A 26,784-nucleotide genomic window follows, 5' to 3' on the forward strand; every position below is an offset into this window, starting at 1 on the left:
TAATGATGTAAATATAACAATAGCTCATTAAAATGAAAAGAACCGTAATGTTCAATGCATTAACCCGCATAAAATCTGTTTCATTAGTGTTTGGCAGTTTTATTTTTTCGCTTAAAATTACTTATATTGTTCATACCAAACAGCTGCTCATCTACCTCGCTAAAATCAGATAAAACTAAAAACAAGGATTAGATTATCCTTTACTATACTCAAACAGATACAATCAGATAAAGGGATCGAAAGCCTTTTATCCGGTAATCTAACATAAATCTAAAACGCGATGAAAACAGCATATTTACTGTATTTAGGAAAATGGGCATTACTATTGTCCTTATTCCCTATCAGCACTCAAGCTCAACAACAGGGCAAAACAGGTATTCAAAAAAAACAGGCCGTAAGTGCAGCACCAGCAAAAAAGTTAGATGTATATGTGGGCGGTGCTACATACAATGAGAAAACACACAATCATACAGCGCTTTATTGGAAAAATGGAGTAGCCGTAAAATTAACAGATGGTCAAACAGATGCCGAAGTTCGGTCAATGGCCGTAGTTGGCAATGATGTGTATGCAGCAGGAACGGTTCATGGACAGGCTGTATACTGGAAAAACAGAGAAATGGTGACGCTTACCAGAACACCCGGAAATTATGGCCGTTCTTCGGGCATGACGGTATCGGGCAATGATGTATATGTTGCAGGCTATGAGCGTGATTACCGCAGGCAAACCTATGATATTGCGAGGTACTGGAAAAACGGGGAGCCGGTTGAGCTGCCAACCGGAAATTATCACGGAGGAGCCATAGGTATTGCAGTAGCCTATGGTGATGTTTATGTGGTAGGCGTTGGAGATATGATAAGTACCAACAACGGACCTAAGGCCGCCTACTGGAAAAACGGACAGAGAACCGAAGCACGCAACAGTAAATTTTATAGAGCACTGGGTATCAGCATAATTGGTGCCGATGTGTATATCATGGGAACATCTTCTACACAACAGGCCACCTATTGGAAAAATGGGCAGCATTTTGACCTTACCAACTTTAAAGACCCATACACCGATTATGCAGCGGCTACTGCTGTGGCTGTGGAGGGTAACGACATCTACATTGCTGGTAATGAGGGTGGCCGGGCCACATACTGGAAAAATGGACAACCTTTTGTACTCGGAGAAGTGCGCCAGGATTCTCCTTTCTGTACAATAGCGGTGTCAGATGGCGATGTATATGTAGCCGGCGGGTACGACTTCTGGAAAAACGGTGAGAAAGTTGAACTTCCAAAAGGACAGGACAACTGGACAATAGCCAACTGCGTAGTATTGGTAAAACAAGGTACGGCAGCATCGAAAACACCTAAAACATCGAAACCAGCTGCACCTGCAGTAGAAAAAACTGTTTATCCCCCACCTCCTCCACCCGTTCCGCCCACCCCACAAGAACAGGCTGAAAAGTTTTTGGCCGATAATAAGAAAAAACCTGGAGTAGTTACCACTGCAAGCGGCCTGCAATATGAAGTACAAAAAGTAGGTACAGGTCCTAAACCGGAAAGGACAGATCAGATCAAATTTAATTTTAGGAGAACGACCATTATTGGCAATCAAATCCAAGACTCCAGCGAAAGCACCAGAACCAATACGATGTTGGTTAAAGATGCACTTCCAGGACTTGCAGAGGGTGTGCTAATGATGAATGTAGGCAGCAAATACAAACTTACTTTCCCTTATAATTTAGGCTTTGGCCTGAACAAAGCAAGCGCTCCACCAGGCTCCATTCTTATTTTTGATGTAGAACTATTGGAAATCATCAAATAGTAATACCAAGTAAACATGGAAAGAGGTTATTTTCACTATCGAAAATAGCCTCTTTCTGTTTGAGCTAAATAATTGGTAGCTAAAAATAACTCCTGTTTAATTTCAATATCAGAAAGCGCAGATTTTGCTATCATACATGGGTAACTCAAGAATAAGGTATTGGTGTTACCGTGCAGATTTTTTTAAAAAAAATACCAGAATATCCATCAACTTTATTCTGCTAATCAGAAATCTATCCATAGAAAAAAAATGCACCAAACTGTATATCAACCATCTGCGCGCATTCTAAAACCATTAACCACAAAATTTTGTACTATCTATAATTTTAAGCTAGTACCATGAAAAATAAGAACCTTTTTGAACGCGTCTCCAATCAGATTACCTGTTGGACGGGAAGCCCGTGGGCTTTTACCTCTGCATTTGCCATTGTAATTATATGGGGTGTAAGTGGCCCGATATTCCATTTTTCGGATACCTGGCAACTGGTCATCAATACCGGAACCACGATTGTTACTTTCCTGATGGTCTTCCTGATCCAGAAAACGCAGAATAAAGATTCGAAGGCTATACAGCTCAAACTAAATGAACTATTGGCCGCCAGCAGGCATGCAAGCAACCGCATGGTGGATATTGAGGACCTCACTGAGGCTGAGCTGGATGTCCTGCATAAATATTACCAGAAACTTTCTGATGTTGCCGAAAAGGATGATGATATCCATAAATCCCATTCAATTGATTCGGCAGAAAAGCTGGCAGAAGAAAAAAACCATGCACTCGAAAAGACCAGGCCAGGCTATAAATAAATAACATACATTATCCAAAAGAAACATGTCAGCACGTTCAGACAAAATAAAATCATTTAACAAAACCCGCCTGCCTTCAATTGTCAGATTAAAATATGATGCAATGCTGGAAAACGCGTTCCGTTTTTACCGGGGAACCTGCCATCTTTTTTACGAGAGAATAGCGGCACTGAAAACAATGCCCAAATCTCCCATCGGCTGGATCAGTGGCGATTTACACCTGGAAAATTTTGGTAGCTACAAGGGCAACAACAAACTGGTGTATTTCGATCTGAACGATTTTGATGAGGCGGTAAAGGCCCCAGTGCTTTGGGAGGTGCTGCGTTTGGTAACCAGTATCTTCATTGCCTTCCAAACCTTAGAGATAGATGGCGAACAGGCCATGAACCTGGCTGGGCTTTTTCTAAAAAGTTATGGAAGTACCCTGATCGGCGGAAAGGCCATAGATCTGGATCCACGGACTGCGAAGGGCATTATCGGCGATTTTTTAAAACGGGCAGAAAGAAGTTCAACAGATGAACTCTTACAAAAAAGGACATTAAGGAAAGGCCGTAAGCTTCAGCTTGATACAAGGGACGAACGGCATTTTAAACTGGAAAAAGAACTTAAATCGGAGCTGATCACCCATATGGAAGAATGGTTATCTCAGAACAATGACAGCCCTTACCACTACCGGGTAAAAGATGTGGTATACCGCCTTGCGGGAACCGGAAGCCTGGGACAGAAACGTTATCTCTTTCTGCTGAAAAGCACGCTGAAAAAAGACCGTTATTTATTGATCGATATGAAACAGGCTTATCCTTCGTCGCTTTCGCCATTTCTAAGTATTGCTCAGCCCGAATGGGAAAATGAAGCCGAAAGAATCGTTTCGATACAGAAGCGCATGCAGCACGTATCTGCTTCCCTTCTCTCAACCAGTACTTTTAAAGGGGAAGATTATGTTGTTCAGGAACTACAGCCTGTAAAGGATACCCTGAAATTCAAATTGATCAGGGAAGAATACCGCAAGCTTTACCAGGTTATTGATGATATGGCCATGCTTACCGCCGCCTCGCAGCTGAGGAGTTCGGGAATGGATGGAACAGCAACCAAGGATGAGCTGAAGACTTTTGCCCTAAAAGATGGCTGGCAAAAACAGATTCTTGAAGTTGCTATAGAACAGGCCGCGCTGGTATGCGCAGATTTCGGGGCTTTCCAACAGGATTATAGGAATGGGGCGTATAAAATGCAATCTGAAAAGAAAAAACAGCCGGTGTTATAAATCGGCTACTTTTATAACATAGGCTATGCCCTTTTTAGTCACTAAAATAAAATACTATTTTCTTATTCCTTTTCACAATGCTGCCTGAGCTGCTTGGGCCCCTGTGGCCAAATAAAGGCCGTGGTCTGCTTTTTCCAACCAAGGTTTTTATAAAAGCGGTCCGCACCGGGCGCAGCGCTCAGGTTAACAAAGTGATAATTTCTTAACTGTCCGTTTAAGGTGTTGACCAGATATTTTCCCAGCCCCTGGCCTTGATGGTCAGGATCTACCACAACGTCGGCCAGCATGGCATAATACCTTCCATCTCCTACTACCCGACCAAAAGCAATGATCGTTTCTCCGTGATAGATAAATAGCGTAGTTGTACTCATACCAAAGGCTTTTTCGATCTCTTCAGCCAAGCGATGTTTCCAGCTGATTTTCTGGAACAGTTCGAGCACCCGTTGCCAATTGATACCAGCTAAATCCGGATTTATCTGGTAATCGTATGCAGGGAGTTTTTCTGGGACAGTCATTTTTAAAGAATAAATATTGGGTTAAAGAGATCGGTTATAACGGCATTAATTAAGCATTATTTATAGAAATCCGGATGAATATTTTAAACGGCTGCACGCATTGCCGCGCGTCTAGACATTATTTTTTCAATCAGGCTCTGCAATCGGCTCCGATAATCACTGCCCAGCCATTTCATGTAGTTTTTGGTTACCGTACCCAGGCATTTACCATACTGTTTTATCCTCCAGTCAATTTCTTTATCAAGCTCCTGCGATAATCCTAGAGCCGTTGCAACGGTTTCTGCATTATCTGCACACATCAGCGCATGCTGTTTTATGGAGCTGCGGAGCACGCTTCTGGCTTTTTCTCCTTTCTCCGTAGCAGTTTGGTAGGCTGCAAGTACATCGAAAGATATACCCGTGCTGTTGGGAAATCTGTTTCGCATTTCTGCCGGCATCTGATGGATATCATCTGTGGCCTTCGCCAAAATCTGGTGGTAGATTTCGGGGTTTTCAAATACATGTTGCCAATCTATTGGCGCATCCCATTCACCAAACCTTTCGGCATTATTGCCCAGATCAATAATATTGAATGTCCGTTTACCGGGTAAGCGCCTTGCTCCCCGGCCAACCATTTGGTGGTACAATGTAAGGGAAGTAGTAGCACGGTTCAAGATAACCGACTGCACCGACGGTTCGTCAAAACCTGTGGTTAAAATGGAAACTGATGTAAGTATGGCGCCCCTTGTTTTTTTAAACCATTTTAGTATTTCTATTCTTTCTGCACTTTCGGTTTGGTTATCCAGGTGGCGTATGGGATAACCTGCCTCCTGAAAAATTTCAAGCACCTTTCGGGAAGTAAATATCCCATTATTGAAAATCAATGTCTTTTTACCCAGCGAATGTTCTCTGTAAGCATGAATCAAAAGATCGAGCATGGCTTTCGACGAATAAAGCTCATCTGAGCTGCTTACCGTAAAATCGCCATGAATGCCCCTGTTAAGTGTATTAAGCTCTACCTCATAACCAAAACTCTTTGGCTTTGCCAGAAAACCCTGCTCGATCAGCGAACTTACCGGTTCTCCAAGCACCAGTTCGCCATAGAAGTTTTTCATCGGCCTGGCTATATCAGCAGAAAATGGAGTGGCCGTTACACCGATAACCCTAGCACCGGGAATTTTTTTAAGCAGTTTATGAAAGGAATTGTGATGCGCTTCATCTACGATGACAAGCCCTACCCCATCAGTATCGATAAGCCCATCATCGATCCTATGTTTAAGCGTTTCTACCATAGCCACATAACAGTGATAATAATCCTTTTTGGATATTTTTTTAACCGCGCTGTTAACTACTTTATTGTTTACGCCCGTATTTTTCAGCGCCAGTGAGGTTTGCTTGCACAGCTCTTGCCTATGGGTAAGTACAATCACTTTCTTACCGTATTTTTTGATAAAACGGTCGGCAATTTGTGAAAATATAACCGTTTTACCCCCACCTGTTGGCAGTTGGTAAAGTAAACGTAGCTCATCAGTAGTGCCCTGCATTTTTTCGAAGAGGGTTTCGATAGCATGCTGTTGATAGGGATATAAGTTCTTTGCTGGACCATGGGCAGCCGAAGGGGATAAAATCTGCATGGTGTTACAACCACAGAAGCAGACTGAAAGTTTTGGCGAGGAGGAGGAGATTATAAAAAGTGCACCCACAGCTTGATTTTACTGACAGGTGGAACAAGGCCAAAGTGACCACCTCGCAGGTCAGTAAAAAAACTACAATACAAAAAAGTGTTTAAGTCTCTTCTACTATAAGAAAGATCGTCAAACTTAACAATACTTGAAATTATCTTGATACTTATTAAACCTTATGAATGGGAATGGTAAAAAAGAAGGATGATCCTTCCCCAGGAACGCTTTCTACCCATATTTTGCCTCCATGATCGGATATAATCTTTGAACTGATGTATAGTCCCATTCCCAAACCGGGATGTGAAGAGGTTACTTCTTCTAAACGGTAAAACTTGTCGAAGATCCGTTCAATGCCATCTCTCGACATTCCCATTCCGCGATCGGTTACAGCAATAGTTACGCGGTCTTTATTTTCAGAAAGACTGGTTTCTATTCTGATAGGCATGTTTCTTGGTGAATATTTGGCCGCATTGCCCAAAAGATTGGTCAACACCTGCTCTAGGCGCAGCGGATCGGCCTTTACCAGGCATCCTTCGCCTAGTTTTACGTTAATCTGATTACCCGCATGAACGCTTGATAATAGGGTAATGGTTTCTTGCATGAAACTATTGAGTTCAATTTCAACAAGATCGTACTGCAGACTCCCTTTTTCAATCCTCGAAACGTCCATTAACTGATGCGCAAGTGTAGATAGTTTAGTGGTCTGCATATCCAGTTTTTCGAGTACAGCAGCCACTTTATCAGAATATTCGTTCTTCAAAAGTTTTAGCATCTGGGTATAGGCCTTTACCACTGTGATGGGCGTTTTAAGTTCGTGGCTGGCCACCGAAATAAATTCGCTTTTCTTTTCATCCAGTTCGCGGCGCATCTTAATTTCCTCTTCCTGTTCTCCGGTCAACTGGTTTAGCTTACTATTTTTCTTTTTAATTTCTTCATAGGCATTCAACGGAGCAATATGGTCGAAATAATCTTTCAATAAAGCCAGTTTTGAATCGTCTATTTTTAACGAACGCGGCAGTCCGAGTCCCATTTCAATAACATAGGCATGGCCTGAAGCATTAAATGTAAAGTCGGGCAGGAGTTTTTTTGCATAGAAAAACCCTTCATCGCTTTCCCTAAAAACCTGGTCTGAATCAAAAACAATGTGGGCAAAAAGCGAGTAGCGCGGAAATTTACCGGCCACCAATATGGAAAGCCGGCCATTATCGGTATATTCTATTGCGGTTCTTGCTACTTCCGAAACTGCCGTTGCAAAGGTAGTTCGTGTGGCAACAGTTAGTCCCAGGCGCTCACCAACCTGCATAGACCGCCGGTGGGCCACCACAAGGTCCATTTCATTTTCAAGTGAAATATCCAGTATCTCTTTCATATTAACGGACTTTGATAACGATAACAGACATATCATCTGTTTTTCTTGCGTGGTCTTTATAAATTACCGAGGCTAGTACCGAAGGGTCATGTTTTAAAATCCCAGGGTATCTGGCAACTTCCCATCGGGTTTTAATGCCGTCAGAACACAGTACCAATTGGTTGTACTCGGCACTGCTATATAACTGATCATTCATGGTGGTAGGTATATTGTGCCCTATAATGCCATTGTAAGACATGTGGTTCTTAGAGGAGTTTGGGCCTATCCACTTTACAGCAATATTACCAATACCTGCCGAAGACCATTCTCCCTTTTCACTGTCGTAATGCGTTACATTGCCAACCATCCCCCTTGTTTTGCGGATAGCGGAGTGGATAAACCTAAGTGTTGAGGTAGGACTATTGTCGGGAAAAACCTTAAACACCTTGGCCGCTTCATTTACGGCCAGATTGGCTTCGGGACCATGCCCAAGACCATCGCCAAGCATCAGTTTGAAGCTTTCCCCATTGGTTCTACAGATAAAACCATCACCGCTTACGCGCTCGCCCGGTTTACTGATTACCAAAGGTCTAATTATAAGCCCTTTTTTTACTGCGGGTTTTTTCCCTATATATACACGGCTCAACAGAACGGTGCCCCAGCCAGCAATAGAATAGATATCAAAAGTATCAGAAAGTCTTTTAATACTTCCCAATCCTGCTCCAAGTGTATTACTGGTAGACATCCCATCCTGCATCATCCTTGCCGGGTTTTGCATGCCTGGTCCATGATCTATGCTGATCAGTTCTACATAGGGTATCCCATCCTCTTTAAAGGCGCCAAAAAGAATTTCTCCACCATCGGCGTACTTGAAAAGGTTGCTGGTCATTTCTGCCACAATAATATCAACCTCTGCTATCCTTGTCGCTTCCATTCCCGAATCGGTTAGGCGCTGATGGATTTCTTTTTTGAGCAGTGCAAAATAACTTCTATCGTTTGCCTGTAAGCTTATATGTGTTGCATCAACCATTTGCCCATTTTAGTATCATCACAATTGTCCCCTCTCCGGGCTTACTTTTTAAATCAAATTCATTGCATAAACGCTTCGCACCGGGAAGTCCCAGCCCAAGGCTTTTGCCAGTCGAAAAACCGTCGCGCATGGCTGCAGCAATGTCGGGGATACCAGGTCCATTATCGGAAAAGGTAAGCCTTACACCATTGTCGCGGCCACGGGTAACCACCTCGATCAGGCAGTTTCCTCCACCGCCGTAGCGTAGCATATTTCTCAGCAGTTCGCTTGCAGCGGTGATCAGTTTGGTCTGGTTAACCAGTCCCATCTTAATCTTTACAGCCACTTCACGCACGCGGTTGCGCAGCAGGACTACGTCCTGTTCTTTCTGCACCTGTATGTTATCCTTACTCAACGAAAGAATCATCGTCGTCATCGGTTTCATCCAAATCCCCGTAATCAACCCCTATCAGAGACTTGAGCAGGTTCATGCCTTTTTCAACATCCAGTGCAGTATGAACACCTTTTAGGGGAAGTCCAAGTTCAATGAGTGTGATGGCCACTGCAGGCTGCATACCCACAACAACTGTTTCGGCATCCAGGATTTTGGACATACTGGCTATATTACCGATAATACGTCCCATAAATGAATCGACTATCGACACGGCCGAAATATCTATTAGTACTCCTTTCGAGCTGGTTTTGTTTACCATCTGAACCAGATCGGCCTCAAGATCAAGCGCAAGCCTGTCGTAAAGGTCAACCTGAATGGTAACCAGCAGAAAGCTTCCCATCCTTAGAATAGGAATTTTATCCATTGCTATATGTTATTAGTTTTACTTATTGAACTGCTTTTGCGTACTTCAAGCCTTAATACTTTAAAAGCATAAGATAATGCACTGGCCAACGTGGCTTTTGTAATGATATTAGAAAGATCTATACCAAGATGCACCACGGTTTGGGCTATTTCTGGCCTTATACCACTGATAATGCACTCTGCGCCCATTAAACGGGTAGCACTTACGGTTTTGATAAGATGCTGGGCAACCAGCGAATCCACTGCCGGAACGCCAGAAATATCTAGTATTGCAATACTCGAACCTGTCTCCACAATTTCCTGTAACAGGTTTTCCATTACAATTTGCGTACGCGAACTGTCAAGTGTACCGATAATTGGAAGTGCAAGGATTCCATCCCATACACGGATTACCGGAGTAGAAATCTCAGCAATTTCATCTGTTTGGCGCAATATTACCTCTTCTCTTCCTTTAATAAAGGTTTCAAAGGTTACAATGCTCAGATTGTCCATTACCCTGTTAATTTTGGTGCTTTCTTCAAAAAGCTGTTTAGGATCGTTGATCTCCGTTTGCAAAACCTCGAGCAATGCTTCCTTTAAACTGTGCACAAAACGGCCGGTTTCTCTTGGAGAAAAACCCTGTCTTGCCCGGGTAATGGCTATTCCGCCTAATATCTCTATTACCGAATTCCAGTTGTCGCCATCCAGATCCATAAGATCATTGCCCGATAGGTTATCTACCAAGGCAGAGACCAATTCTTCTGACTGGCCCCTTAGATCTTCATTACTGATCAGGTCTTCTCTAAGACCATCGTCCGAGAGCTGGTTTTTCATCCAGGTTTCAAGGATATTCTTTTTTTGTTTCTGTAGCAATTTCAGTGTATTAAATGACATTTTAAAATGAATGTTAAGGTTTTAAGCTCGACGCTCCATGTGGGATTATAGTTCGGTAAGGTAATCAATGCTTTTTATAATAGGAAATTATTTTTATGCCTGCCTACAACCAAAAAATGTTCGTTTCTGCTTATCAATTGAAGGCAATATCGATATTATTATTTTCTGCGAAACCGCTCTTAAAAGTTGAACACCCGAAAACCTAATGATGGTACCATACAAACCTGACCAATGTTACAAACTATTTGTACTGAGCCTTGGTTATTATTACAGTTTCTAAAACTTTAAGCATTATGGAGAATAAAGATGATGATAAATACTCATTAACCAGCAATGGAGATGAAGAGCTCGAAAAGTTTGTAGTTGCACAGGAGCATAGCTATTCAACTGCATTGAGTGAAATCAGCAATGGAAAGAAGCTATCTCACTGGATGTGGTATATTTTTCCTCAGATCCAGGGACTTGGCTTTTCGGACACTGCGAAGCATTATGCCATAATCGACTTAAAGCAGGCTTCTGCTTATCTTAAACACCCAGTATTGGGCCGTAGGCTGATAGAGATCAGCGATAGGCTGCTTATTCACCAAAGCCTGGGTGCCCATGAAATTTTCGGCAGTACGGATGAGCTTAAACTGCGCTCGAGCATGAGTTTATTTGCTTCTCTCCGCAATGCTCCTACTGTGTTTCAAAAGGTACTTGATCAGTTTTTTGAAGGGAAAAAAGATATAGCCACCCTGCGCGTACTTGGGATGTAAAACTGGCACAGGCACCCAAAACCAAACGGCATTTTAAACCTGGTGTAAATATCCTATGCCTACTCTATCTCACCATCGGCCAAACCTTCGAGAAACCATCCCGATTTATATTCAAAAAAGGCCTCTTTATCTCTAGATTCATTAATAACCTTTCCCTTAAAATCATGGGCAATATCCTTTTCGGCTTCGAGCACCTGTTTTGCCAATAGCGCATAGGCTTTTACATCAAGTCCATTCCTGATCACATAATAGGGTTCACCCTGTTCCGTATAACATGTTTCTACTACGCCTTCTTCAAACTTTGCCCTATCGGCACTGCTAACGCTACCGAGTTTTTGATTATTGTTCATACCTTATCTAATTAGTTATCATATACATTCCGAACATTTTAGCTTAATACTCAACCATATGATTTTTTCCAATCGGCCTTAGCTTTTTTATAAACAGGATAATCTTCTGCCCTTTTCCAGTAAGTATAAAAAATTTTAGCTGCCTCGGCCTTCTGTTCCTCACCGGTGCCTCTTTCCAGCGGTAAATAATCGTGCTGTTTATCGTATTTCTTACCACCTTTATAATTGGCATAACGCCTTGCGCGGGTGTATCCCATCTGTAGATATTTTCGGGCCAGGTCTGCTCCTACAAAATCTCCAATGCTGATAAAATCAAGGAACAGTTTGTAAATTGCCTGTGCACTCTCCATGGCAATGCCGGGATCCTTAAAACGCCATAAGGGACCAATGATGGATTTATAGGGCTGGCAGATCAGCACCCCCTGTTCTCCTTTGCCTACCCGGTAAAGTTCCGGATGCTGTTTATAATCTATTTCTTTTTTCCAGGGATATTCTTTGGCATCAAAATCCAGATAAGAAGGACGTTCAGGATGTTCAGCTTCAGGGCTTCCACGGTCTGTTTTGCTTTTCGCCATTACTATCCACCCGGCATCCGTGGCGCATTGGTTGTGCTATCCTGGGTAACATCACCTGATACCGAATCTGCAGCTGATTTCCCCGTGGTATCGTTCATTTTATAAGTGGTATCTTTCGTTCCATCTTTTCCGTCGGCGCTTTTACCTGTACATGCAGTAAAGCTTACCGCCCCAGCTGCAAAGCATATCAAAAACCATTTTTTCATTTCTTTATCCATTTGTGGTTAACATTCAACAGGAACCTTTCCTAATATTATTTACAGCAGAACTATAATCAGAACACCTGCAAAGCTGAAAAAGTTTAGAAAACAAAGGGCCTGCAAACATTAAGCCTTCAAACTGGTTATCAGAATAAAAAGGTTCAGCGAGCAAAAAGAAACAAAAAGCTTATTACACACCAGAGCGGCCAGAAAAAAACCAAAGGAGCGCTAATCAATAAACCTGGTTGCGTTAAAAAAGCTACATCAAAATCCTTAATCAAAAAGCGTAAGGTTAGGCCCTGATGGCCTGTTATTGTTTTCATCCTTATTGCGTGCGTTGTTGATCTTCGGGTCTACCTGCCAGCCCTTAAGCAGCGAATCGTTTATCGGGTGCAAAACTTTAAGCCTTTCGTCTACGGGCAGTTCACGGCCAAGCCATATGGCGCTTTCCTTTTGCGATAATATGCAGGGCATCCGGTCATGGATCTTGCCCACATAGCTATTTGCCGGCTGCATGATCATGGTACAGGATGGGATGACAATACCGGTCTTAGGGTCTTTCCAGCTGTCCCAGTATCCAGCCAACAGCAATACACCGCCATCTGCCCGCTCAAAATAATAAGGCTGTTTACTGCTTCCGCTCCTATCCCACTCATAAAACCCTTCCACAACAAATACGCAGTGCCTCCGCCCGATCAGGTTTTTATAACTGGGTAGAGAGAACATCGTTTCAATCCTGCAATAGGTGGTTGAAAATTTGGGCACTTCGGTCGATCCTGAAGGGATAAGCCCCCACTTTATGTAATGCAATCTGCCGGGCCTTGCATCCAATATCACTGGCATATCCGTTCCCGGTGGCCGGTTGGTATCTTTTTCCCTAGAATCTCCTCCAAGCAACAGGCCGGCCTTTGCCGCCATTGCCAGGCTTTCGCCTATCAGTGTTCTTCCGCACATATCTTTTTCCTTTGTTCTATTTCTATTTAACCTTTATAATGTCACTCCACCTGGTGGTGTAGCCTTTTGAGAGGTATTCGTGTTTTAGCCGCCACTTTTTCTCATAACCTTCAGTAGCCATCCGCAATGTTCCCCGGCCATAAGCCAGGTTAAGCTTATCGAGCACAGCGGATACCGTATCTTTTTTACCATCGTCGTGATCAAAAAAAGCATTGAGCTGCAGTTCGCTTTCGGGCACCAAACCGGTAGCAATTACCCCGGCCTTGCGGTATTTTACGCCAGGCCTAAAAAGTTTCGCCGATACCTTTACGGCAATACTGACCAGATCGGAGGTACTGTTGCTTGCGATCAGCAGCTTATGGGTATGGCTTGGAAAATGCTGGGGATGATCTTCCCTGTTCTTATTGGTATACAGAAAAACCTGCAGATAAAGACAGCGGAGCTTTTCCCTGCGCAATTTCTCTGCCAGTCGGCTGGCATAAAGCGTCAGTGCTTCGGCCAAGATCTCGGGCTGCTCAATATAGTTCCTGAAAGATCGGCTAACGGTAATCCCCTTTTTGGTTTCTCTTACCGCATCTAGTGGAATGGCAGGCCTTCCCCAAAGTTCATTCCACATGCGCTGCCCTAAAATGGTCATATGCTTCTTAAACCACATTTCGGGCATATCCCTTAGCTCAGCCGCCGTGCGTATGCCCAGCTGTTCAAACTTTTTATAATGCTGCCTTCCTACGCCCCAAAGCTCATGTACCGGAAAATCTTGAACAGCCTTTGTAATCTTTTCATCACTGTTCAGCACAAGCGCACCCCCAGTTTTTTTGGAAAGCTTATTGGCCAGTTTAGCCAACGTCTTGGTTGGCGCAGCACCGATTGAAACAGGTATACCGGTATTGCGCACAACCGATTCCCTGATCCTGGGCACGTAGTTTTCCAGATCGTTCACCCCACCAAGCCAGCCAAAAGCTTCATCTATACTGTAAACATCAAGCCTTGGGAACCACCTGCCCAGGTTATGCATTACCCTTTCACTCATATCGCCATAAAGCACGTAGTTGCTGGAAAAAACCTGGATTGCGAACTTTTTGATCAGGTCCCTCACCAAAAATTCAGGGTCTCCCATTTTGATGCCACAGGCTTTGGCCTCCTCGCTCCTGGCAATCACGCAGCCATCATTGTTACTCAGCACAACAACAGGTTTACCAATCAGTTCCGGCCGGAAAAGCCTTTCAGCAGAGGCATAAAAGTTATTGCAATCACAAAGTGCAAACATGGCTGTACCTCCCTATCCTTAAAGCTTTTGGCAGCATATTCCTACACACCGAGGTTACTACACCCCAGATCTGCAATAGCCCCATTTCTGTCTCCGCAAGCAGCCCGCAGTCGCTCTTGAGCAAAACCACCCCTTTTTCCAAAAGGAAAAGCCTGCAAATGAATGCACCTTCATAGAAAGCCACAACAATTGTACCGTGCGTAGGTTTCAGGGAACGGTCGATTACCAGGATATCTCCTTCCAGTAGCCCATGAGATTCCATATCGCCGCCCTGCATCTGAAAATAAAAAGTAGAATGGGGATCGACAACCAGCCTTTCCGAAATATCCAATCTACCTTCCAGATAGTCTGCCGCCGGGGACTGGAATCCCGAAATCTGTTGCTCTGCTCTTTTCTCAAACGACCTGATCATAAACCCCTTTGCTTTATACCTCACAAAATTATACTAAAATTTTTAGCAATTAAAATCTTACGTTGAGTTAAAACACAACCAGGTGGAATAATCAATTTTGAGACTACACAAAACCAATCACAGCGAAATTTGTATTATCACAGTGCCTGCAACAATGCGGGCCAGATCACCGCTATGGAAAACATAACATTATCCGAAAACGCCAAGCGTTTTATGGACTACGCTGTAGATACATTAAATGCAATGGACGGCGCTCCGGAACATACCCCTGCACAAAAAGAAGAAGTGATCAAAAAGATCGGCATCCTTAAAAGCTATCTTGATGAACTTGAAATTTCCTATCTTGAAAATACGCCGAATGATGGCATCTCTCCTGTAGACCCTGAATACATTTCGGCAGCCGGGCATAGCTAAACTTTGGCAGCATATAAGTGATTACCAGTTTAAAAAATTAACAATGGGAAAAATAACAAACCTGATTGCCGGCCTTGGAGGCTCGGTGGTGCTGAATATCCTGCATGAATCATTTAAGAACAAAGGCAGCAATATGCCACACATTGACCGTTTGGGAGAAGAGGCCCTGCAGAAATCAATTGGTTACTTAGGCACCAGCATTGAAGATGAGCATACCCTTTACCTATCTACCCTTGCAGGCGATATTGCCGGAAACGCCATTTACTACAGCCTGATTGGCGGCAAAAACAGTCTGATCTGGCCAAAGGCGGTAATGTTCGGGTTAGCAGCAGGCATAGGTGCGGTAACACTCCCCAAACCTATGGGCCTCGATGCGACACCGGTAGCCCGTAATGCGAAATCAACAGTGTTAACCATTGGCTATTATCTAACTGGTGCCCTAGCTACTGCAGCGATCCTTAAACTGTTTAAAACCGGTAGGCGAAAATATTTTTAAACCTGTACAATAAAGCCCATAAAATTACGCTTATATATTGAGAGCGTTAATTTAGATTAAACGGGAACCGATCTTAATGATGGGTTCCCGTTTTCTTTTAGCCGGCTGGCATCATCTTTTCGCGAAGAGCCATAGATTATAGACCTGTTAATGATTACCTACCGTAGAAATACGGAAATTGATCGCATTCAGCAGAAATCTGCAAACCTGTTTAGTGCTGAACAGGGTATTTTTATACCTCAGTTTACAAACATTTTTCACTGATCATTTGTTCAGAAGATCAATCCTAAGCCTGCATATGACCCAAAAAAAAACAATATCACTACAAGTTGTAAAACCCATGATATCATTACCCAAGATGACCTATTGGCCTCACCGGAAAGGAAATGAAGGTGATTTGTATGCGACAAAGTTACCTTTCCAATCCTTTATTAAGTGCTTTGGATCATTATTTTTGCAGGATTAGATAGATTTACCATCAACCCCCTAAACAAGCTCAAACACGTAATGGCTGAAAATATCAATTTTGACAGGGAATTCTGCGGCAACCTTGCCATACATCAGACCAATTCTATACAGGATTATGGCTATCTGCTTGTGCTGGAAACTTCAATCCTGAATATCATACAGGGAAGTGAGAATATCGCCGATCTGACAGGTTCAGATATCAGGGCAATTATTGGAAAACCCTTTGTTGATTTTTTGAGCACTAATGATAAAAAACGTTTCGGAGAAGAGGCCGCCAGAGGTGAACGTAACCGGGTACCTTTCAACTGTGTAATCACCGGTGATGGTTTTGATAAAGCACTCAACATCATATTGCACATTAATAGGGATATCATCATAATGGAAATGGAAGAGGCAGACCCATCTCCAGCGCGTACTTTTTCAGAAGTATTCCAAGAAGTTAGATCTTTTATTTCTACTCTAGAGGGTATTGAAGAACTCGAAGAAATCTGTCAGACCAGCCTCGCTGAAATCAGGCGTCTTTCAGGCTTTGATGGGGCAAGAATGTACCGCTTTGATGAACAATGGAACGGAAAGGTAATTGCAGAAGACATTGTGGGAGGCCTGGAAAGCTACCTCGGACAGACTTTCCCTGCATCCGATGTTCCAAAACAGGCCCGTGCTCTGTACATCAGAAATCCGTTCAGACTAATCTCCAATAGGAACTATGTACCGCAGCGGCTTTTTCCGGTAATCAATCCCGCAACCAATGGTTTTACGGATCTATCAGACTGTAACCTGCGCAGTGTGGCAGGTGTACATCTCGAATATATGGCCAATATGAATGTCAGCGCTTCAATGTCCATCAGGGTAATAGTAGATGGAAACCTTTGGGGGCTTATTTCCTGTCACCATGTTACCGCCAGGCATCCAAGCTTTGAACTGCGCTCAATTTTTGAATGGCTCAGCATGGAAATATCGCATCGGATATCTTCAGTACTCAAACAGCAGCAGCTCAGACGTTCGCGTGAAACATTACTGCTGCAGGGCGAAATCCACAGGGCCGTTTACCACAGATCGGATATAGTGCTTGGGCTTACCGAAGATGGCTATGAAAGTTTATGCTCGCTGTTTAAATGTACGGGCATGATGATCAGCCTTAACGGCAAAATCTATTCGAAAGGCAGTACCCCTCCACCCGAAGAACTGGATAACCTGTTGCTGTGGGCCTCTGGCATGGGGTTCAATAAAATATTCACGAGCAGCGAGCTAAGCAGTTCGTACGATGAAGCCCGATCTTACCAACAAACCATAAGTGGCTTAATCAGCATCCCTATTAACAGTAGAAAGGGAGATTACCTGATATGTTTTAGGCCAGAGGCGGTTAAGGACATTAAATGGGGCGGAAATCCCAACCAGGCCGTTAATTTCGAGAAAAACAGCCCGAAGTATCATCCAAGAACTTCATTTAAGCTTTGGCTTCAAACCGTTTACGGACAGTCAGAAGCTTGGTCGGAGACCGATCTTGAGGCGGCCGAATCCCTAAAAAACTTTTTAATGGAATCCAGTGCATCTTTTGCCCTATAGTTAACAGTTTATAATGGCAGCAAACAGAAAAGAAGAAAAAACTAAAAGATACGACAAATATATTGTAGCCATCGGTGCATCTGCCGGGGGACTTGAGGCTATACATGAGTTTTTTGACCACATGCCTGGCAGTGCCAGCTTTTCTTTTGTGGTGATACAACATCTTTCATCAGATTATAAAAGCCTTCTGGTAGAGCTGGTTGCCAAGCATACGCACATGAAAGTTTTTGAGGCGGCACATGATATGGCCATCCAGCAGGATTGCGTTTATATTATTCCCAACAATAAATTGATGACCGTGAGCAGCGGACGGTTGAAACTGGCCGACAAATCATTGATCAAGGCACCAAACACGGCAATAGATCATTTCCTTTACACGCTTGCCCGCGATAAAAAAGAAAAGGCTATTGCAATTATCCTTTCGGGCACTGGCACAGATGGCACCAAGGGTATACAGGCAATTAAAGAGGGCGGCGGTATGGTGATTGTCCAGGAACCCGGTTCCGCAAAATTTGATGGGATGCCAAACAGTGCCATATTATCAGGCAATGCCGATTACGTGCTGGAGCCTTCTAAAATGAGTACCGAACTTTTTAACTACGTTAACGAAGCACCCATACAGGTACTGGAAAATGGAAAAATTAATGAGGCTTTACTGGACAGCATTTTCAAGCTGGTACACGAACAGAGCGGCAACAATTTCCACCTGTATAAAACACCAACCATCATCAGGCGTATTGGGAGGAGAATGAATGAAAACCAGATCAGGACACTGGAGGAATATGTAACGCTTTTAAAACAAAATGAAGGTGAAGTGAGGATCCTTGGACAGGATTTCCTGATTGGGGTTACCAGATTTTTCCGGGATATTGATGCATTCGGCCTTTTTTCGACGCAACTGGACCTGATCATCGAAGAAAAAAAATCAGGAGATACGCTGAAAATATGGGTATGTGCGTGCAGTACCGGACAGGAGGCCTATACAGTGGCTATACTGGCGAATGAATGTATTTTCCGTTCGGGAAAAGATATCGAGCTAAAGATCTTTGCCACCGATATCGACGAAAAGAGCATCGAAATTGCCTCCCGTAACCAATATCCAATTTCAGTAAAACAGGAAGTACCGGCTAAACTGTTCAAAAAATACTTCCATCAGGACGGTAAGTTCTATTCACTCATTCCCAGCTTACGCAAGCAGGTGGTATTTGCGAAACATGATGTTACAAAATCGCCACCCTTCATCAAAAACGATGCGGTTACCTGTAGGAACATGCTCATTTATGTTAACAGTGTATTACAGGAGAAAATTCTTTCTGTTTTCCATTTTTCACTAGTACAGGGCGGATTTCTCTTTCTGGGCCCGAGCGAAACCGCCTCGGCCCTAAAAAGCGGTCTGAGTGAAATTTCGGGAAAATGGAAAATCTATCAAAAAACAGGCACCATTAATTATGCCAGCTACAATACTTATAACACAACCTCAGATCCTGCATCCGGCCGGGAGAAAAAAAGAGGGAATGAGGCTGATAAGGGATTAACCCCGATTGAAAAGAACTTTGTTGATTTCATGGCTGGTGAGCTGGGCTATGCAGCCGTGTACATTGATCGATCTTATATCCTAAGGGAGGCAATTGGAGACTACAGGCGCTATCTCTCCCTACCAGATGGGAAAATTGAACTTAATGTCTTGAAAATGGTTAACCGTGAGGTCTCAGTGGTACTGAACAGTGCCCTGAGAAAAGTCTGGAAATCGCATCAAGCAGCACATCTCAAGCATCTCCACCTAAAACATGGCACTCAGGATATATATTTAGACATCTCGGTTCAGCCCTCCCTTTCCGGCGCAGGCCCTGCCCTTACGCTGATTTTGTTCAGAGAATCTGCCCCGGGCCAGGTACAGGCAAGAGAGGAAGTTACCGAAACAGACCATGGGCTGATTAACCAACAGGATTACATATTTGAGCTGGAAGCCGAGCTTGATGAAACCAGAACCAATCTGCAGATGGCCGTAGAGGAGATGGAAACCACCAACGAGGAGCTACAATCAGCCAATGAAGAGCTGCTTTCGGCCAATGAGGAACTCCAGTCCAGTAATGAAGAGCTCCAATCACTTAACGAAGAGCTCCACACCCTTAATACCGAGCATCAGGTAAAAATCAGGGAACTGCTCGACCTCAATGACGATCTGGACAATTATTTCCGCAGCACCGATATCGGTCAGATTTTTATCGATCCCGATATGTATATCCGGAAATTCAATGCCGCGGCGATCGCAATGGTTAACCTTATCGAGGCCGACATTGGCCGGTCCATAGAGCAGATTTCCAATAACATAGTTAATGAAAACCTCAATACAGATATTCAGCAGGTGCTTTCTACCGGCCACGTAACAGAAAAAGAAGTTACGCTAAAAAATGGCAAAAGCAGCCTGATGCGCATTATGCCCTATGTTAGAAAAGACCGAAAAACAGACGGGATTGTGATTACTTTTGTGGATATCTCGAAGCTTACCGAACTCAATAACATCATTACCGGGGTATTCAATGCCAGTTTAAACGGGGTAATGGTATTCAGGGCATTGCGTAACAGGGAGCATCTGATTACTGATTTTGAGGTTATCTCTTTTAACGAAGCTGCAACAAGGCTACTTAAGATACCCTATTCAGAGCTGCAGAAAGCGCATCTGGCAGATCATCTCCATCAGCTGCTCAATCAGGTCAGCCTAGAGCGTTATGTTAACGTAACAGAGAAGGGTACACCTTTCCATTCGGAGCTTCAGCTGCGTGAAAATACCTGGATAGAAATTGTGGCGGTAAAAATGGCGGATGGTTTTGCGGCCACGCTTACCGACATCACACAAAAGAAAATCTCTGAGCAGAAACTTAAACGGAACTACAATGAGCTGTTGATGGCCAGGGAAAACCTAAGACAGTTAAACTCAGGTCTGGAAGCAAAAGTAAGGGAACGCACCCGAAAACTTTCTGAAAGCGAATCCCGCTTTAACCTGGTATCAAGGGCAACCAATGATGCGGTATGGGACTGGAACCTTTCTGAAAACACGATGTGGCGGAATGATAACTTTACCACCATGTTTGGTTATGAGAACAATTTAGAGAGTCAGAACATTACTTTCTATTTTAATAATATACACCCAGAGGATAAACAAAGGGTAATGGATAGTGTTTATGATGCCATTAATCAGGGAGCAGAACAATGGACCTCGCAATACCGCCTGAAACGCAAAGACGGAAGTTATGCCACCATTCTGGACAGGGGAAGTATTTTACTGGATGAAAATGGGGTACCTTACCGCATGGTGGGATCCATACTTGATGTATCGGTACTGACCGATACCGAGCTAAAACTAAGTTCCACAGAACGTAAGTTCAGAAAAATATTTGATTCAAATGTAATCGGTATGCTGTTTTCAGATCTGGAATCAGGAAGGATAGAAACTGCCAACCGGATTTTTCTGGATATGCTTGGCTACACGGGTGAAGATTTTCAAAAGGGCGCTATCAACTGGGAGAACATTACACCTGAAGCATATATGCCTATCAGCAAAATCTCTGCACAACTGCTCAAGGCGGAGGGTTTCTGCCCACCTTTTGAGAAACAGTACCTTAGCAAAAGCGGAAAGGCTATTGATGTACTTGTAGGCGCTGCGGTGCTCGATCCAGAGCATCCCAAGGAGGCCATAACCTATGTGATCGATATTTCCAAACAGAAACATACGGAAAAGCGTAGAAACGAACTGCAGCAGCTTATTAAACGGCAACAGGAAGAGTTTTACAGCATTTTCCAAAAAGCACCGGCGCTGATCAGTATACGCCGGGGGCCTGAACTGCGCTATGAATTTGTGAACGAAGCCTTTGTAAACTTTGATGGTGGCGATAATTACCTGGGTTCAAAAATGGCAGTACATTCGCGGCTATATATCCCCGAACTGATAGAGATTGAAAAGCAGGTACTCCAAACCGGTGAAACCTTTATTGCACGCGCCTATCCGCTGCAAAACCAATCAAACAATATGGAAAAACCGGGCGACAGGTGGTTTGACCTGATCCTCAACCCTGTATATTCTGCTGATGGCCAGATTGATGGAATTTCTTTCTTTGGCTTTGAGGTTACAGATCTGATGATTGCGCAGCGCACCACCAAGGCACTCATGAACAAAAAAGATGAATTTATGAGCATCGCCAGCCACGAACTCAAAACACCGATTACAAGCATCAAAGGATATCTTCAGTTTGCCCTTAAAATGGCTAAAGAAGAAAGATTTGCTGATATTTTCCGCTTTATCGACAAAGCAAACAGTCAGATCGGAAAGCTGACCACATTGGTGGATGACCTGCTTGATGTAACCAAAATCCAGGCAGGAAAAATGACCTTTACCATCTCTTCTTTCCAAGTAGCTGAGGTAATAAACGATGCTGTAGATGGCGTTCAGGGCAGTTTGGGCATGCAGGCTATTATTCGTGATGTAGATGATATTTCCATCAGTGCAGACCGCAACAGGATAGAGCAGGTAATTTCAAATTTTCTTTCCAATGCATTAAAATATTCTCCAAATGGTAAGGAAATCAGCATCACTGCCAAATCTGATGGAAAAATGCTTAGGTTAACGGTAAAAGACCAGGGTATGGGGATTCCGGAAGATAAGGCAAAACTGATTTTCGAGCGGTTTTTCCGCGTTGAAGATTCTTCTAGCTTTGTATCGGGACTTGGTTTGGGCCTTTATATTTCTTCACAGATTATCCAGCGTCATGGCGGTGAAATCGGTGTAAACAGTATACTTGAAAAGGGCTCCGAATTCTGGTTCACAGTTCCCCTTCAGGCCAGGATATAAATTTAGTGTCTACACAGCAAAAATAGGTTCAACCATTATTAACTTTTATGTCCTTTTTACCAGCCCTGTTGCCTGGAGGCCGATATGAAACAGGACACTTTAGATAACTATGGATTTATAAAAAGTGATCGCTGAATTTATTCGCGAAAGCGTGCTAAATCTCTTTTTTTATCAACATTAAATCTACGAAACGTTGAAAGCGAGGTTAAATCACATCATTCATATCATTATCCCCGTTGATAAGAAAATCATGGTATCGAATTTGTTAAGGAAAATATAATCCCTAAAAAATATTATGACCCAGACTGAATTCAGCCAACAGACATCGATATTAGCTCCTGCTTTATATCAATTTGCAATGCGTTATACAAAAGATCATGAAGACTCTAGTGATCTGGTACAGGACACGATGATGAAAGCCTTTAAGTATTATGCTCAATTTGAGCCAGGAAGCAACCTTAAGGCTTGGTTATTCACCATCATGAAAAATACTTTTATCAATAATTACAGGCGCAAAACCAAAACCAATGCACTGATCAGCCAGAATGAAGAGATCAGTTACCAGGATCTGAAATTTAGTTCTACCCAAAATGCAGGGGAAGGCACCTTGATCATGAAGGATATCAAAAAAGCCCTCAAAAATATTCCTGAATGTTATTCAACACCATTTATCAGTTACTTTGAAGGTTATAAATACCACGAGATTGCCGAAACATTAAACCTACCGATCGGAACAGTTAAAACCAGGATCCATATTGCAAGAAAGCTTTTAAAGGAATACCTGCAAACCTATTCTAAATACGATTACAAAAAGGGAATGGCATAATATATCTATGCAAAATGTCTTTTTTTACCTGAGCCTATTTTTAATATTTACAACCATCGTCCCATTCATCAGACATGATTTTTGGGTTTTCCGCGTTTTTGAATATCCCAGGCTTCAAAAGCTTACTTTAAATGTACTTTTACTTTTTGCAATATTGTTGTTGGATTTTCCGAACGATGGATATGGCTATATAATACTCCTCGGTGTTGTGCTAAACCTTGCCTATCTGTGCTATCTTATATTCCCTTATACAGCATTGGCGAAAAAACAGATCATCACAACAAAAAATCCAACTGGAACGGCCAATCTGAAAATACTCATTGCCAACGTATACCAGGAGAACAAACAATCGGACAAATACCTTAAACTCATTGAAAAATGTGATCCCGATATCATACTTTTAGTGGAAACAAATTTATGGTGGCAGAAAAAAATGGATGTCATAGCTGAACTTTATCCCCACCAAATAAAAGCTCCGCTTGAAAATACATACGGCATGTTATTGTATTCGAGATTGCCGATGAAGGGAGATATTAAATTTCTTGTCGAAAACGACATCCCATCTATGGAAGCAGAAGTTGTTTTACCAATTGGCCAGCAGGTGAAACTTTATTGTTTGCACCCCCAGCCTCCGGTACCACAAGAAAACCCAAGATCTACCGAACGTGATAAGGAGATTCTGATGGTTGCCAAGGAAGCTAAAAACTGTAAACTTCCGGTTATTGTAATGGGCGATTTAAACGATGTGGCATGGAGTTACACAACCAACCTTTTCGGAAAAATTAGTGGTTTACTAGATCCAAGACGCGGTAGAGGATTTTTTAACAGTTTTAATGCCAAGTATTTTTTCCTACGGTTTCCACTCGACCACATATTTTGTTCAAGCGATTTTGCACTCAAATCAATTAAACGGCTTGACAATTGTGGCTCAGACCATTTTCCAATGTGTGTAAATCTTGAATATTCCCCAAAGGCAGAAAAGCAAAATGAAGCTCCGGTTGCTACACAAGAAGAGAAGAAGCTTGCAGAGCAAAAAATTAATACCCCCACGGCCAGTATATAATTATTCTATTTAGGATATTTTTTCAGATTTGATCACACATCGCCATCAAAACTATTAATGAAATTTTACCGATAAAAAATCTAAATCCAGAAGATCCAAATACCTAAAAAAATCAGCGTCATTCCTATTTCTAAATAAAACTGATTTAACAGAGAACATTTTGGCAATTGCAATGTTCAACATCCATACTTATATCCCAGATGAAAAAAGAATTTCCATTCTACATTAAAGCCCCAGCTGTACTGCTTGGAATTTTAATTACAGTATTTATGCTAAGTGTACTCCGCGATATTCTGGTTCCGCTCGCTTTCGCAACACTGATCGCAATATTGCTCAACCCCCTTTCGGTAAGACTTGAAAAACGTGTTCACAAGATTATAGCGATCATGATCTCTATGCTCATTGCAGTGCTGGCCGTTGCTGGCTTAGCCTACTTTTTAAGTTCACAGATCGCTCATTTCTTTGATAACGTAGATGCCATGAAACAAAAGTTTTCTGAGCTGCTAACAATAATTCAAAAATGGCTGGAACAAACCTTCGGAATAGGTACCAGAAAACAGACGGAGATGATTAATGAGGCCGCAAACGGTAGTAAGGCTGTAATCGGGCAAACATTAAGCGGTGCTTTGGGCATTTTAAGTGTAATTTTCTTGATTCCCGTATACACATTTTTGATAATGCTTTATAAAACACTGATCCTAAACTTTTTATACGAAGTATTTTCAGAAGAAAACACTAAAAAGGTTGGAGAGATAATCGCAGAGACTAAAGCAGCGATACAGAGTTACATTGTTGGATTACTGATAGAAACGGGTATTGTAGCGGTGATGAATTCGTGTGCACTACTGGTATTAGGTGTTCAAAATGCAATTTTAATAGGCGTAATTGGCGCAATATTGAACCTTCTTCCTTACATAGGCGGAATTATTGCAATTGCACTGCCAGTGCTAATGGCAACACTCACTACAGATGGTTTCACCACCCAGTTGCTCATTATTGCTTCGTATGCACTTATACAATTTATTGATAACAATATATTGGTACCCAGAATAGTATCCTCCAAAGTACAGATCAATGCATTGATATCCATTGTTGTAGTACTGTTGGGTGCTGCACTTTGGGGAGTTCCAGGCATGTTTTTATCCATTCCGTTTATTGCGGTGCTAAAAATAGTTTTCGACAGGATCGAAGGACTCAAGCCATGGGGTAAACTCCTTGGTGATAATATCCCTACAGAACATATGGGGCAATTAAAAAGATTACGCAGAAAAAGCCCTAAAACTTCAGCTTGATCAACTTAATTGTTAATAAATTAAATCCTTACATGAATGAAAAGTATGGCCAAAAGGATCAGCAATTGCCTTGAAGTAATTGCATGGTAATAACGGGTTTTGAGGGGATTACTTGCCGATACAGAAAGTAGAACTACCTATAAATCAATAAGTTAAAAAGAAAAGGATACAATTACGCAACAGCTATTTTAAGACTATTCCAACCTATTACAATAGTAAAAATTTTATTTGATAAAACAGTATTTTAACAAATAAAAAAATCATTTTACATGTATTATTTAAAATTATTCTTGATCATCCATGCCCTCTTTCTTAAGCTCAGATTGAAACTCCATCTCCACAGATTCCTTAAAATCAACCGCACTCAGTTTACCCAGAAGCTCGAGATATTCCTTTTTAATCTGCGGATCAAGATGTGGATTTTCTGTCACAATTGCAGCCAGTTCTAAAGGCGTTTCGAACAAATCCAATACCTGGGCATAAATAGAAACTTTGGTCTTGGCACGGATATTCCGCTCGATACTAAACTTTAAAAACTCCTTCGGATCTTTATTTCTGATATAAACCTTCATCCTTTCCACCAGTGCAGGCTCGAACCTCCAGCCCTTGGACCTCCCCACCAATGAGTCGTAATTGAAATATTCCCTTGCCCCATAAAAGATCCATAATACATCTTTGTTAAGTCCATGACTGCTTTCAGCGTAATTCCTAAAGTAGGAAAGCTGATAGACAGCCAACTCGTCGGTAGAAAGCACAAAACCCTGACCTTTTTCTTTTAAATGAAAGATCAATTCATTCTCAAAAAGGTAAGGTGCTATAGCAATAGAAAACTGACTGTCGATAAAGCTCTTATATTCTGAAAGATTTCCCTTATAATATTTATCAATGATTGAGTTATGGTAATTATAGATTTTGCTAATCAATGATTCATAGTTGAACCTGAACATCCCCTCCTTTTCGACAAAAGTTCGTCCAAAGACAAAGATCCAGCGGATCACCTGCTCAAACTCCCTTCTATTTCTAATACCTTCTTCCTGCAGCAACCTGGTCATCAACTGTTTGTGAAGGTTATGACTAGCACAGTGTAAGCTCCCCTGTTTTTCAGACCATTCAAAAGTATAATTTTGTCCTCAACTTTCCTGCAATAAATCGATGGGAGATTTGAAGTTCAATGCCTGGTGTGGTCGATGGTAATTATAGTCCATC

General features: G+C 42.4%; 26 protein-coding genes. 12 read left to right on the plus strand and 14 right to left on the minus strand.

All coding sequences use genetic code 11. The annotated features are described in order from the left end of the window. Positions 1–32: 32 nt before the first annotated feature. The 4 genes from ACS5PU_RS07040 (at position 33) to ACS5PU_RS07055 (ending at position 3,871) form a co-directional block, all read left to right on the plus strand. The gene (locus ACS5PU_RS07040; RefSeq protein ID WP_439458573.1) at positions 33–173 is read left to right on the plus strand and encodes a hypothetical protein; all 141 of its coding nucleotides are present in this window, start codon (positions 33–35) and stop codon (positions 171–173) included. 107 nt (positions 174–280) lie between these two features. Then, positions 281–1,807 carry an FKBP-type peptidyl-prolyl cis-trans isomerase gene (locus ACS5PU_RS07045; protein ID WP_439458574.1) on the plus strand — a complete coding sequence of 509 codons (1,527 nt, stop codon included), beginning with the start codon at positions 281–283 and terminating at the stop codon, positions 1,805–1,807. Between the two features lie 338 nt (positions 1,808–2,145). Continuing rightward, on the plus strand, positions 2,146–2,610 hold the full coding sequence (locus ACS5PU_RS07050) for a low affinity iron permease family protein (protein ID WP_439458575.1): 465 nt from the start codon (positions 2,146–2,148) through the stop codon (positions 2,608–2,610). Positions 2,611–2,635: 25 nt separating this feature from the next. After that, the gene (locus ACS5PU_RS07055) at positions 2,636–3,871 is read left to right on the plus strand and encodes a DUF2252 domain-containing protein (RefSeq protein WP_439458576.1); all 1,236 of its coding nucleotides are present in this window, start codon (positions 2,636–2,638) and stop codon (positions 3,869–3,871) included. A gap of 62 nt (positions 3,872–3,933) precedes the next feature. Here the strand turns inward: ACS5PU_RS07055 and ACS5PU_RS07060 are convergent, their stop codons facing one another. The 7 genes from ACS5PU_RS07060 to ACS5PU_RS07090 all read right to left on the minus strand — a co-directional run bounded on the left by ACS5PU_RS07060 (position 3,934) and on the right by ACS5PU_RS07090 (position 10,094). Continuing rightward, positions 3,934–4,386 carry a GNAT family N-acetyltransferase gene (locus tag ACS5PU_RS07060; RefSeq protein WP_439458577.1) on the minus strand — a complete coding sequence of 151 codons (453 nt, stop codon included), beginning with the start codon at positions 4,384–4,386 and terminating at the stop codon, positions 3,934–3,936. Between the two features lie 83 nt (positions 4,387–4,469). Continuing rightward, positions 4,470–5,999 (minus strand): DEAD/DEAH box helicase, encoded by a 1,530-nt coding sequence (locus ACS5PU_RS07065; RefSeq protein ID WP_439458578.1) that lies wholly within the window; start codon positions 5,997–5,999, stop codon positions 4,470–4,472. Between the two features lie 217 nt (positions 6,000–6,216). After that, positions 6,217–7,416 carry an ATP-binding protein gene (locus ACS5PU_RS07070; protein ID WP_439458579.1) on the minus strand — a complete coding sequence of 400 codons (1,200 nt, stop codon included), beginning with the start codon at positions 7,414–7,416 and terminating at the stop codon, positions 6,217–6,219. 1 nt (position 7,417) lies between these two features. Continuing rightward, positions 7,418–8,425, minus strand: a complete 1,008-nt coding sequence (locus ACS5PU_RS07075; RefSeq protein ID WP_439458580.1) for a serine/threonine protein kinase — start codon at positions 8,423–8,425, stop codon at positions 7,418–7,420. Further along, the gene (locus ACS5PU_RS07080; protein WP_439458581.1) at positions 8,418–8,849 is read right to left on the minus strand and encodes an anti-sigma regulatory factor; all 432 of its coding nucleotides are present in this window, start codon (positions 8,847–8,849) and stop codon (positions 8,418–8,420) included. The genes ACS5PU_RS07075 and ACS5PU_RS07080 overlap by 8 nt, the downstream gene beginning before the upstream one ends. Then, positions 8,812–9,222 (minus strand): STAS domain-containing protein, encoded by a 411-nt coding sequence (locus tag ACS5PU_RS07085; protein WP_439458582.1) that lies wholly within the window; start codon positions 9,220–9,222, stop codon positions 8,812–8,814. The genes ACS5PU_RS07080 and ACS5PU_RS07085 overlap by 38 nt, the downstream gene beginning before the upstream one ends. Positions 9,223–9,224: 2 nt before the next feature. Beyond that, complete coding sequence (locus ACS5PU_RS07090; RefSeq protein WP_439458583.1) at positions 9,225–10,094, minus strand: STAS domain-containing protein; 870 nt, start codon at positions 10,092–10,094, stop codon at positions 9,225–9,227. Positions 10,095–10,387: 293 nt separating this feature from the next. Between ACS5PU_RS07090 and ACS5PU_RS07095 the strand changes: the two genes are divergently transcribed. Continuing rightward, complete coding sequence (locus ACS5PU_RS07095) at positions 10,388–10,849, plus strand: DUF1810 domain-containing protein (protein ID WP_439458584.1); 462 nt, start codon at positions 10,388–10,390, stop codon at positions 10,847–10,849. A 59-nt stretch (positions 10,850–10,908) separates the two neighbouring features. Here ACS5PU_RS07095 and ACS5PU_RS07100 read toward each other — a convergent pair whose 3' ends face one another. The 6 genes from ACS5PU_RS07100 to ACS5PU_RS07125 all read right to left on the minus strand — a co-directional run bounded on the left by ACS5PU_RS07100 (position 10,909) and on the right by ACS5PU_RS07125 (position 14,607). Next, positions 10,909–11,199: a hypothetical protein gene (locus ACS5PU_RS07100; protein WP_439458585.1), complete on the minus strand. Its 291-nt coding sequence runs from the start codon at positions 11,197–11,199 to the stop codon at positions 10,909–10,911. A gap of 50 nt (positions 11,200–11,249) precedes the next feature. Further along, complete coding sequence (locus tag ACS5PU_RS07105; protein WP_439458586.1) at positions 11,250–11,774, minus strand: DUF4385 domain-containing protein; 525 nt, start codon at positions 11,772–11,774, stop codon at positions 11,250–11,252. Positions 11,775–11,776: 2 nt separating this feature from the next. Then, positions 11,777–11,992, minus strand: coding sequence for a hypothetical protein (locus tag ACS5PU_RS07110; protein WP_439458587.1), 216 nt, complete (start codon positions 11,990–11,992; stop codon positions 11,777–11,779). Between the two features lie 255 nt (positions 11,993–12,247). Further along, complete coding sequence (locus ACS5PU_RS07115; RefSeq protein WP_439458588.1) at positions 12,248–12,928, minus strand: SOS response-associated peptidase; 681 nt, start codon at positions 12,926–12,928, stop codon at positions 12,248–12,250. Between the two features lie 22 nt (positions 12,929–12,950). Continuing rightward, the gene (locus ACS5PU_RS07120; RefSeq protein ID WP_439458589.1) at positions 12,951–14,195 is read right to left on the minus strand and encodes a Y-family DNA polymerase; all 1,245 of its coding nucleotides are present in this window, start codon (positions 14,193–14,195) and stop codon (positions 12,951–12,953) included. Continuing rightward, positions 14,179–14,607: a LexA family protein gene (locus ACS5PU_RS07125; protein WP_439458590.1), complete on the minus strand. Its 429-nt coding sequence runs from the start codon at positions 14,605–14,607 to the stop codon at positions 14,179–14,181. The genes ACS5PU_RS07120 and ACS5PU_RS07125 overlap by 17 nt, the downstream gene beginning before the upstream one ends. Before the next feature lie 174 nt (positions 14,608–14,781). On the opposite strand from ACS5PU_RS07125, the gene ACS5PU_RS07130 reads away from it, so the two are divergent. From ACS5PU_RS07130 to ACS5PU_RS07160, 7 genes are all read left to right on the plus strand, one after another. Continuing rightward, positions 14,782–15,021, plus strand: coding sequence for a hypothetical protein (locus tag ACS5PU_RS07130; protein WP_439458591.1), 240 nt, complete (start codon positions 14,782–14,784; stop codon positions 15,019–15,021). 43 nt (positions 15,022–15,064) lie between these two features. After that, a complete protein-coding gene (locus tag ACS5PU_RS07135) occupies positions 15,065–15,517 on the plus strand; it encodes a hypothetical protein (protein WP_439458592.1) in 453 nt (150 codons plus the stop codon). A 507-nt stretch (positions 15,518–16,024) separates the two neighbouring features. Continuing rightward, positions 16,025–17,551 carry a GAF domain-containing protein gene (locus tag ACS5PU_RS07140; protein WP_439458593.1) on the plus strand — a complete coding sequence of 509 codons (1,527 nt, stop codon included), beginning with the start codon at positions 16,025–16,027 and terminating at the stop codon, positions 17,549–17,551. Positions 17,552–17,564: 13 nt separating this feature from the next. Further along, positions 17,565–22,397 carry a chemotaxis protein CheB gene (locus ACS5PU_RS07145; protein ID WP_439458594.1) on the plus strand — a complete coding sequence of 1,611 codons (4,833 nt, stop codon included), beginning with the start codon at positions 17,565–17,567 and terminating at the stop codon, positions 22,395–22,397. A gap of 295 nt (positions 22,398–22,692) precedes the next feature. After that, positions 22,693–23,223 carry an RNA polymerase sigma factor gene (locus ACS5PU_RS07150; RefSeq protein WP_439458595.1) on the plus strand — a complete coding sequence of 177 codons (531 nt, stop codon included), beginning with the start codon at positions 22,693–22,695 and terminating at the stop codon, positions 23,221–23,223. A 256-nt stretch (positions 23,224–23,479) separates the two neighbouring features. Beyond that, complete coding sequence (locus tag ACS5PU_RS07155; RefSeq protein WP_439458596.1) at positions 23,480–24,286, plus strand: endonuclease/exonuclease/phosphatase family protein; 807 nt, start codon at positions 23,480–23,482, stop codon at positions 24,284–24,286. A 200-nt stretch (positions 24,287–24,486) separates the two neighbouring features. Next, positions 24,487–25,578, plus strand: a complete 1,092-nt coding sequence (locus ACS5PU_RS07160) for an AI-2E family transporter (RefSeq protein ID WP_439458597.1) — start codon at positions 24,487–24,489, stop codon at positions 25,576–25,578. Between the two features lie 284 nt (positions 25,579–25,862). Here ACS5PU_RS07160 and ACS5PU_RS07165 read toward each other — a convergent pair whose 3' ends face one another. Then, positions 25,863–26,630: a hypothetical protein gene (locus ACS5PU_RS07165; RefSeq protein WP_439458598.1), complete on the minus strand. Its 768-nt coding sequence runs from the start codon at positions 26,628–26,630 to the stop codon at positions 25,863–25,865. Positions 26,631–26,784 lie beyond the last annotated feature (154 nt).

Origin of the sequence: Pedobacter sp. GSP4 (assembly GCF_051857575.1) — a bacterium.
Lineage (GTDB): Bacteria > Bacteroidota > Bacteroidia > Sphingobacteriales > Sphingobacteriaceae > Pedobacter.

Coding starts and splice junctions, on each gene's coding strand:
- ACS5PU_RS07150 (WP_439458595.1), top strand. CDS start 22,693: ATGACCCAGACTGAATTCAGCCAACAGACATCGATATTAGCTCCTGCT.
- ACS5PU_RS07120 (WP_439458589.1), bottom strand. CDS start 14,195: ATGTTTGCACTTTGTGATTGCAATAACTTTTATGCCTCTGCTGAAAGG.
- ACS5PU_RS07125 (WP_439458590.1), bottom strand. CDS start 14,607: ATGATCAGGTCGTTTGAGAAAAGAGCAGAGCAACAGATTTCGGGATTC.
- ACS5PU_RS07145 (WP_439458594.1), top strand. CDS start 17,565: ATGGCAGCAAACAGAAAAGAAGAAAAAACTAAAAGATACGACAAATAT.
- ACS5PU_RS07065 (WP_439458578.1), bottom strand. CDS start 5,999: ATGCAGATTTTATCCCCTTCGGCTGCCCATGGTCCAGCAAAGAACTTA.
- ACS5PU_RS07130 (WP_439458591.1), top strand. CDS start 14,782: ATGGAAAACATAACATTATCCGAAAACGCCAAGCGTTTTATGGACTAC.
- ACS5PU_RS07105 (WP_439458586.1), bottom strand. CDS start 11,774: ATGGCGAAAAGCAAAACAGACCGTGGAAGCCCTGAAGCTGAACATCCT.
- ACS5PU_RS07115 (WP_439458588.1), bottom strand. CDS start 12,928: ATGTGCGGAAGAACACTGATAGGCGAAAGCCTGGCAATGGCGGCAAAG.
- ACS5PU_RS07135 (WP_439458592.1), top strand. CDS start 15,065: ATGGGAAAAATAACAAACCTGATTGCCGGCCTTGGAGGCTCGGTGGTG.
- ACS5PU_RS07050 (WP_439458575.1), top strand. CDS start 2,146: ATGAAAAATAAGAACCTTTTTGAACGCGTCTCCAATCAGATTACCTGT.
- ACS5PU_RS07080 (WP_439458581.1), bottom strand. CDS start 8,849: ATGAAACCGATGACGACGATGATTCTTTCGTTGAGTAAGGATAACATA.
- ACS5PU_RS07100 (WP_439458585.1), bottom strand. CDS start 11,199: ATGAACAATAATCAAAAACTCGGTAGCGTTAGCAGTGCCGATAGGGCA.
- ACS5PU_RS07055 (WP_439458576.1), top strand. CDS start 2,636: ATGTCAGCACGTTCAGACAAAATAAAATCATTTAACAAAACCCGCCTG.
- ACS5PU_RS07095 (WP_439458584.1), top strand. CDS start 10,388: ATGGAGAATAAAGATGATGATAAATACTCATTAACCAGCAATGGAGAT.
- ACS5PU_RS07085 (WP_439458582.1), bottom strand. CDS start 9,222: ATGGATAAAATTCCTATTCTAAGGATGGGAAGCTTTCTGCTGGTTACC.
- ACS5PU_RS07040 (WP_439458573.1), top strand. CDS start 33: ATGAAAAGAACCGTAATGTTCAATGCATTAACCCGCATAAAATCTGTT.
- ACS5PU_RS07165 (WP_439458598.1), bottom strand. CDS start 26,630: ATGACCAGGTTGCTGCAGGAAGAAGGTATTAGAAATAGAAGGGAGTTT.
- ACS5PU_RS07075 (WP_439458580.1), bottom strand. CDS start 8,425: ATGGTTGATGCAACACATATAAGCTTACAGGCAAACGATAGAAGTTAT.
- ACS5PU_RS07045 (WP_439458574.1), top strand. CDS start 281: ATGAAAACAGCATATTTACTGTATTTAGGAAAATGGGCATTACTATTG.
- ACS5PU_RS07070 (WP_439458579.1), bottom strand. CDS start 7,416: ATGAAAGAGATACTGGATATTTCACTTGAAAATGAAATGGACCTTGTG.
- ACS5PU_RS07160 (WP_439458597.1), top strand. CDS start 24,487: ATGAAAAAAGAATTTCCATTCTACATTAAAGCCCCAGCTGTACTGCTT.
- ACS5PU_RS07060 (WP_439458577.1), bottom strand. CDS start 4,386: ATGACTGTCCCAGAAAAACTCCCTGCATACGATTACCAGATAAATCCG.
- ACS5PU_RS07090 (WP_439458583.1), bottom strand. CDS start 10,094: ATGTCATTTAATACACTGAAATTGCTACAGAAACAAAAAAAGAATATC.
- ACS5PU_RS07140 (WP_439458593.1), top strand. CDS start 16,025: ATGGCTGAAAATATCAATTTTGACAGGGAATTCTGCGGCAACCTTGCC.
- ACS5PU_RS07110 (WP_439458587.1), bottom strand. CDS start 11,992: ATGGATAAAGAAATGAAAAAATGGTTTTTGATATGCTTTGCAGCTGGG.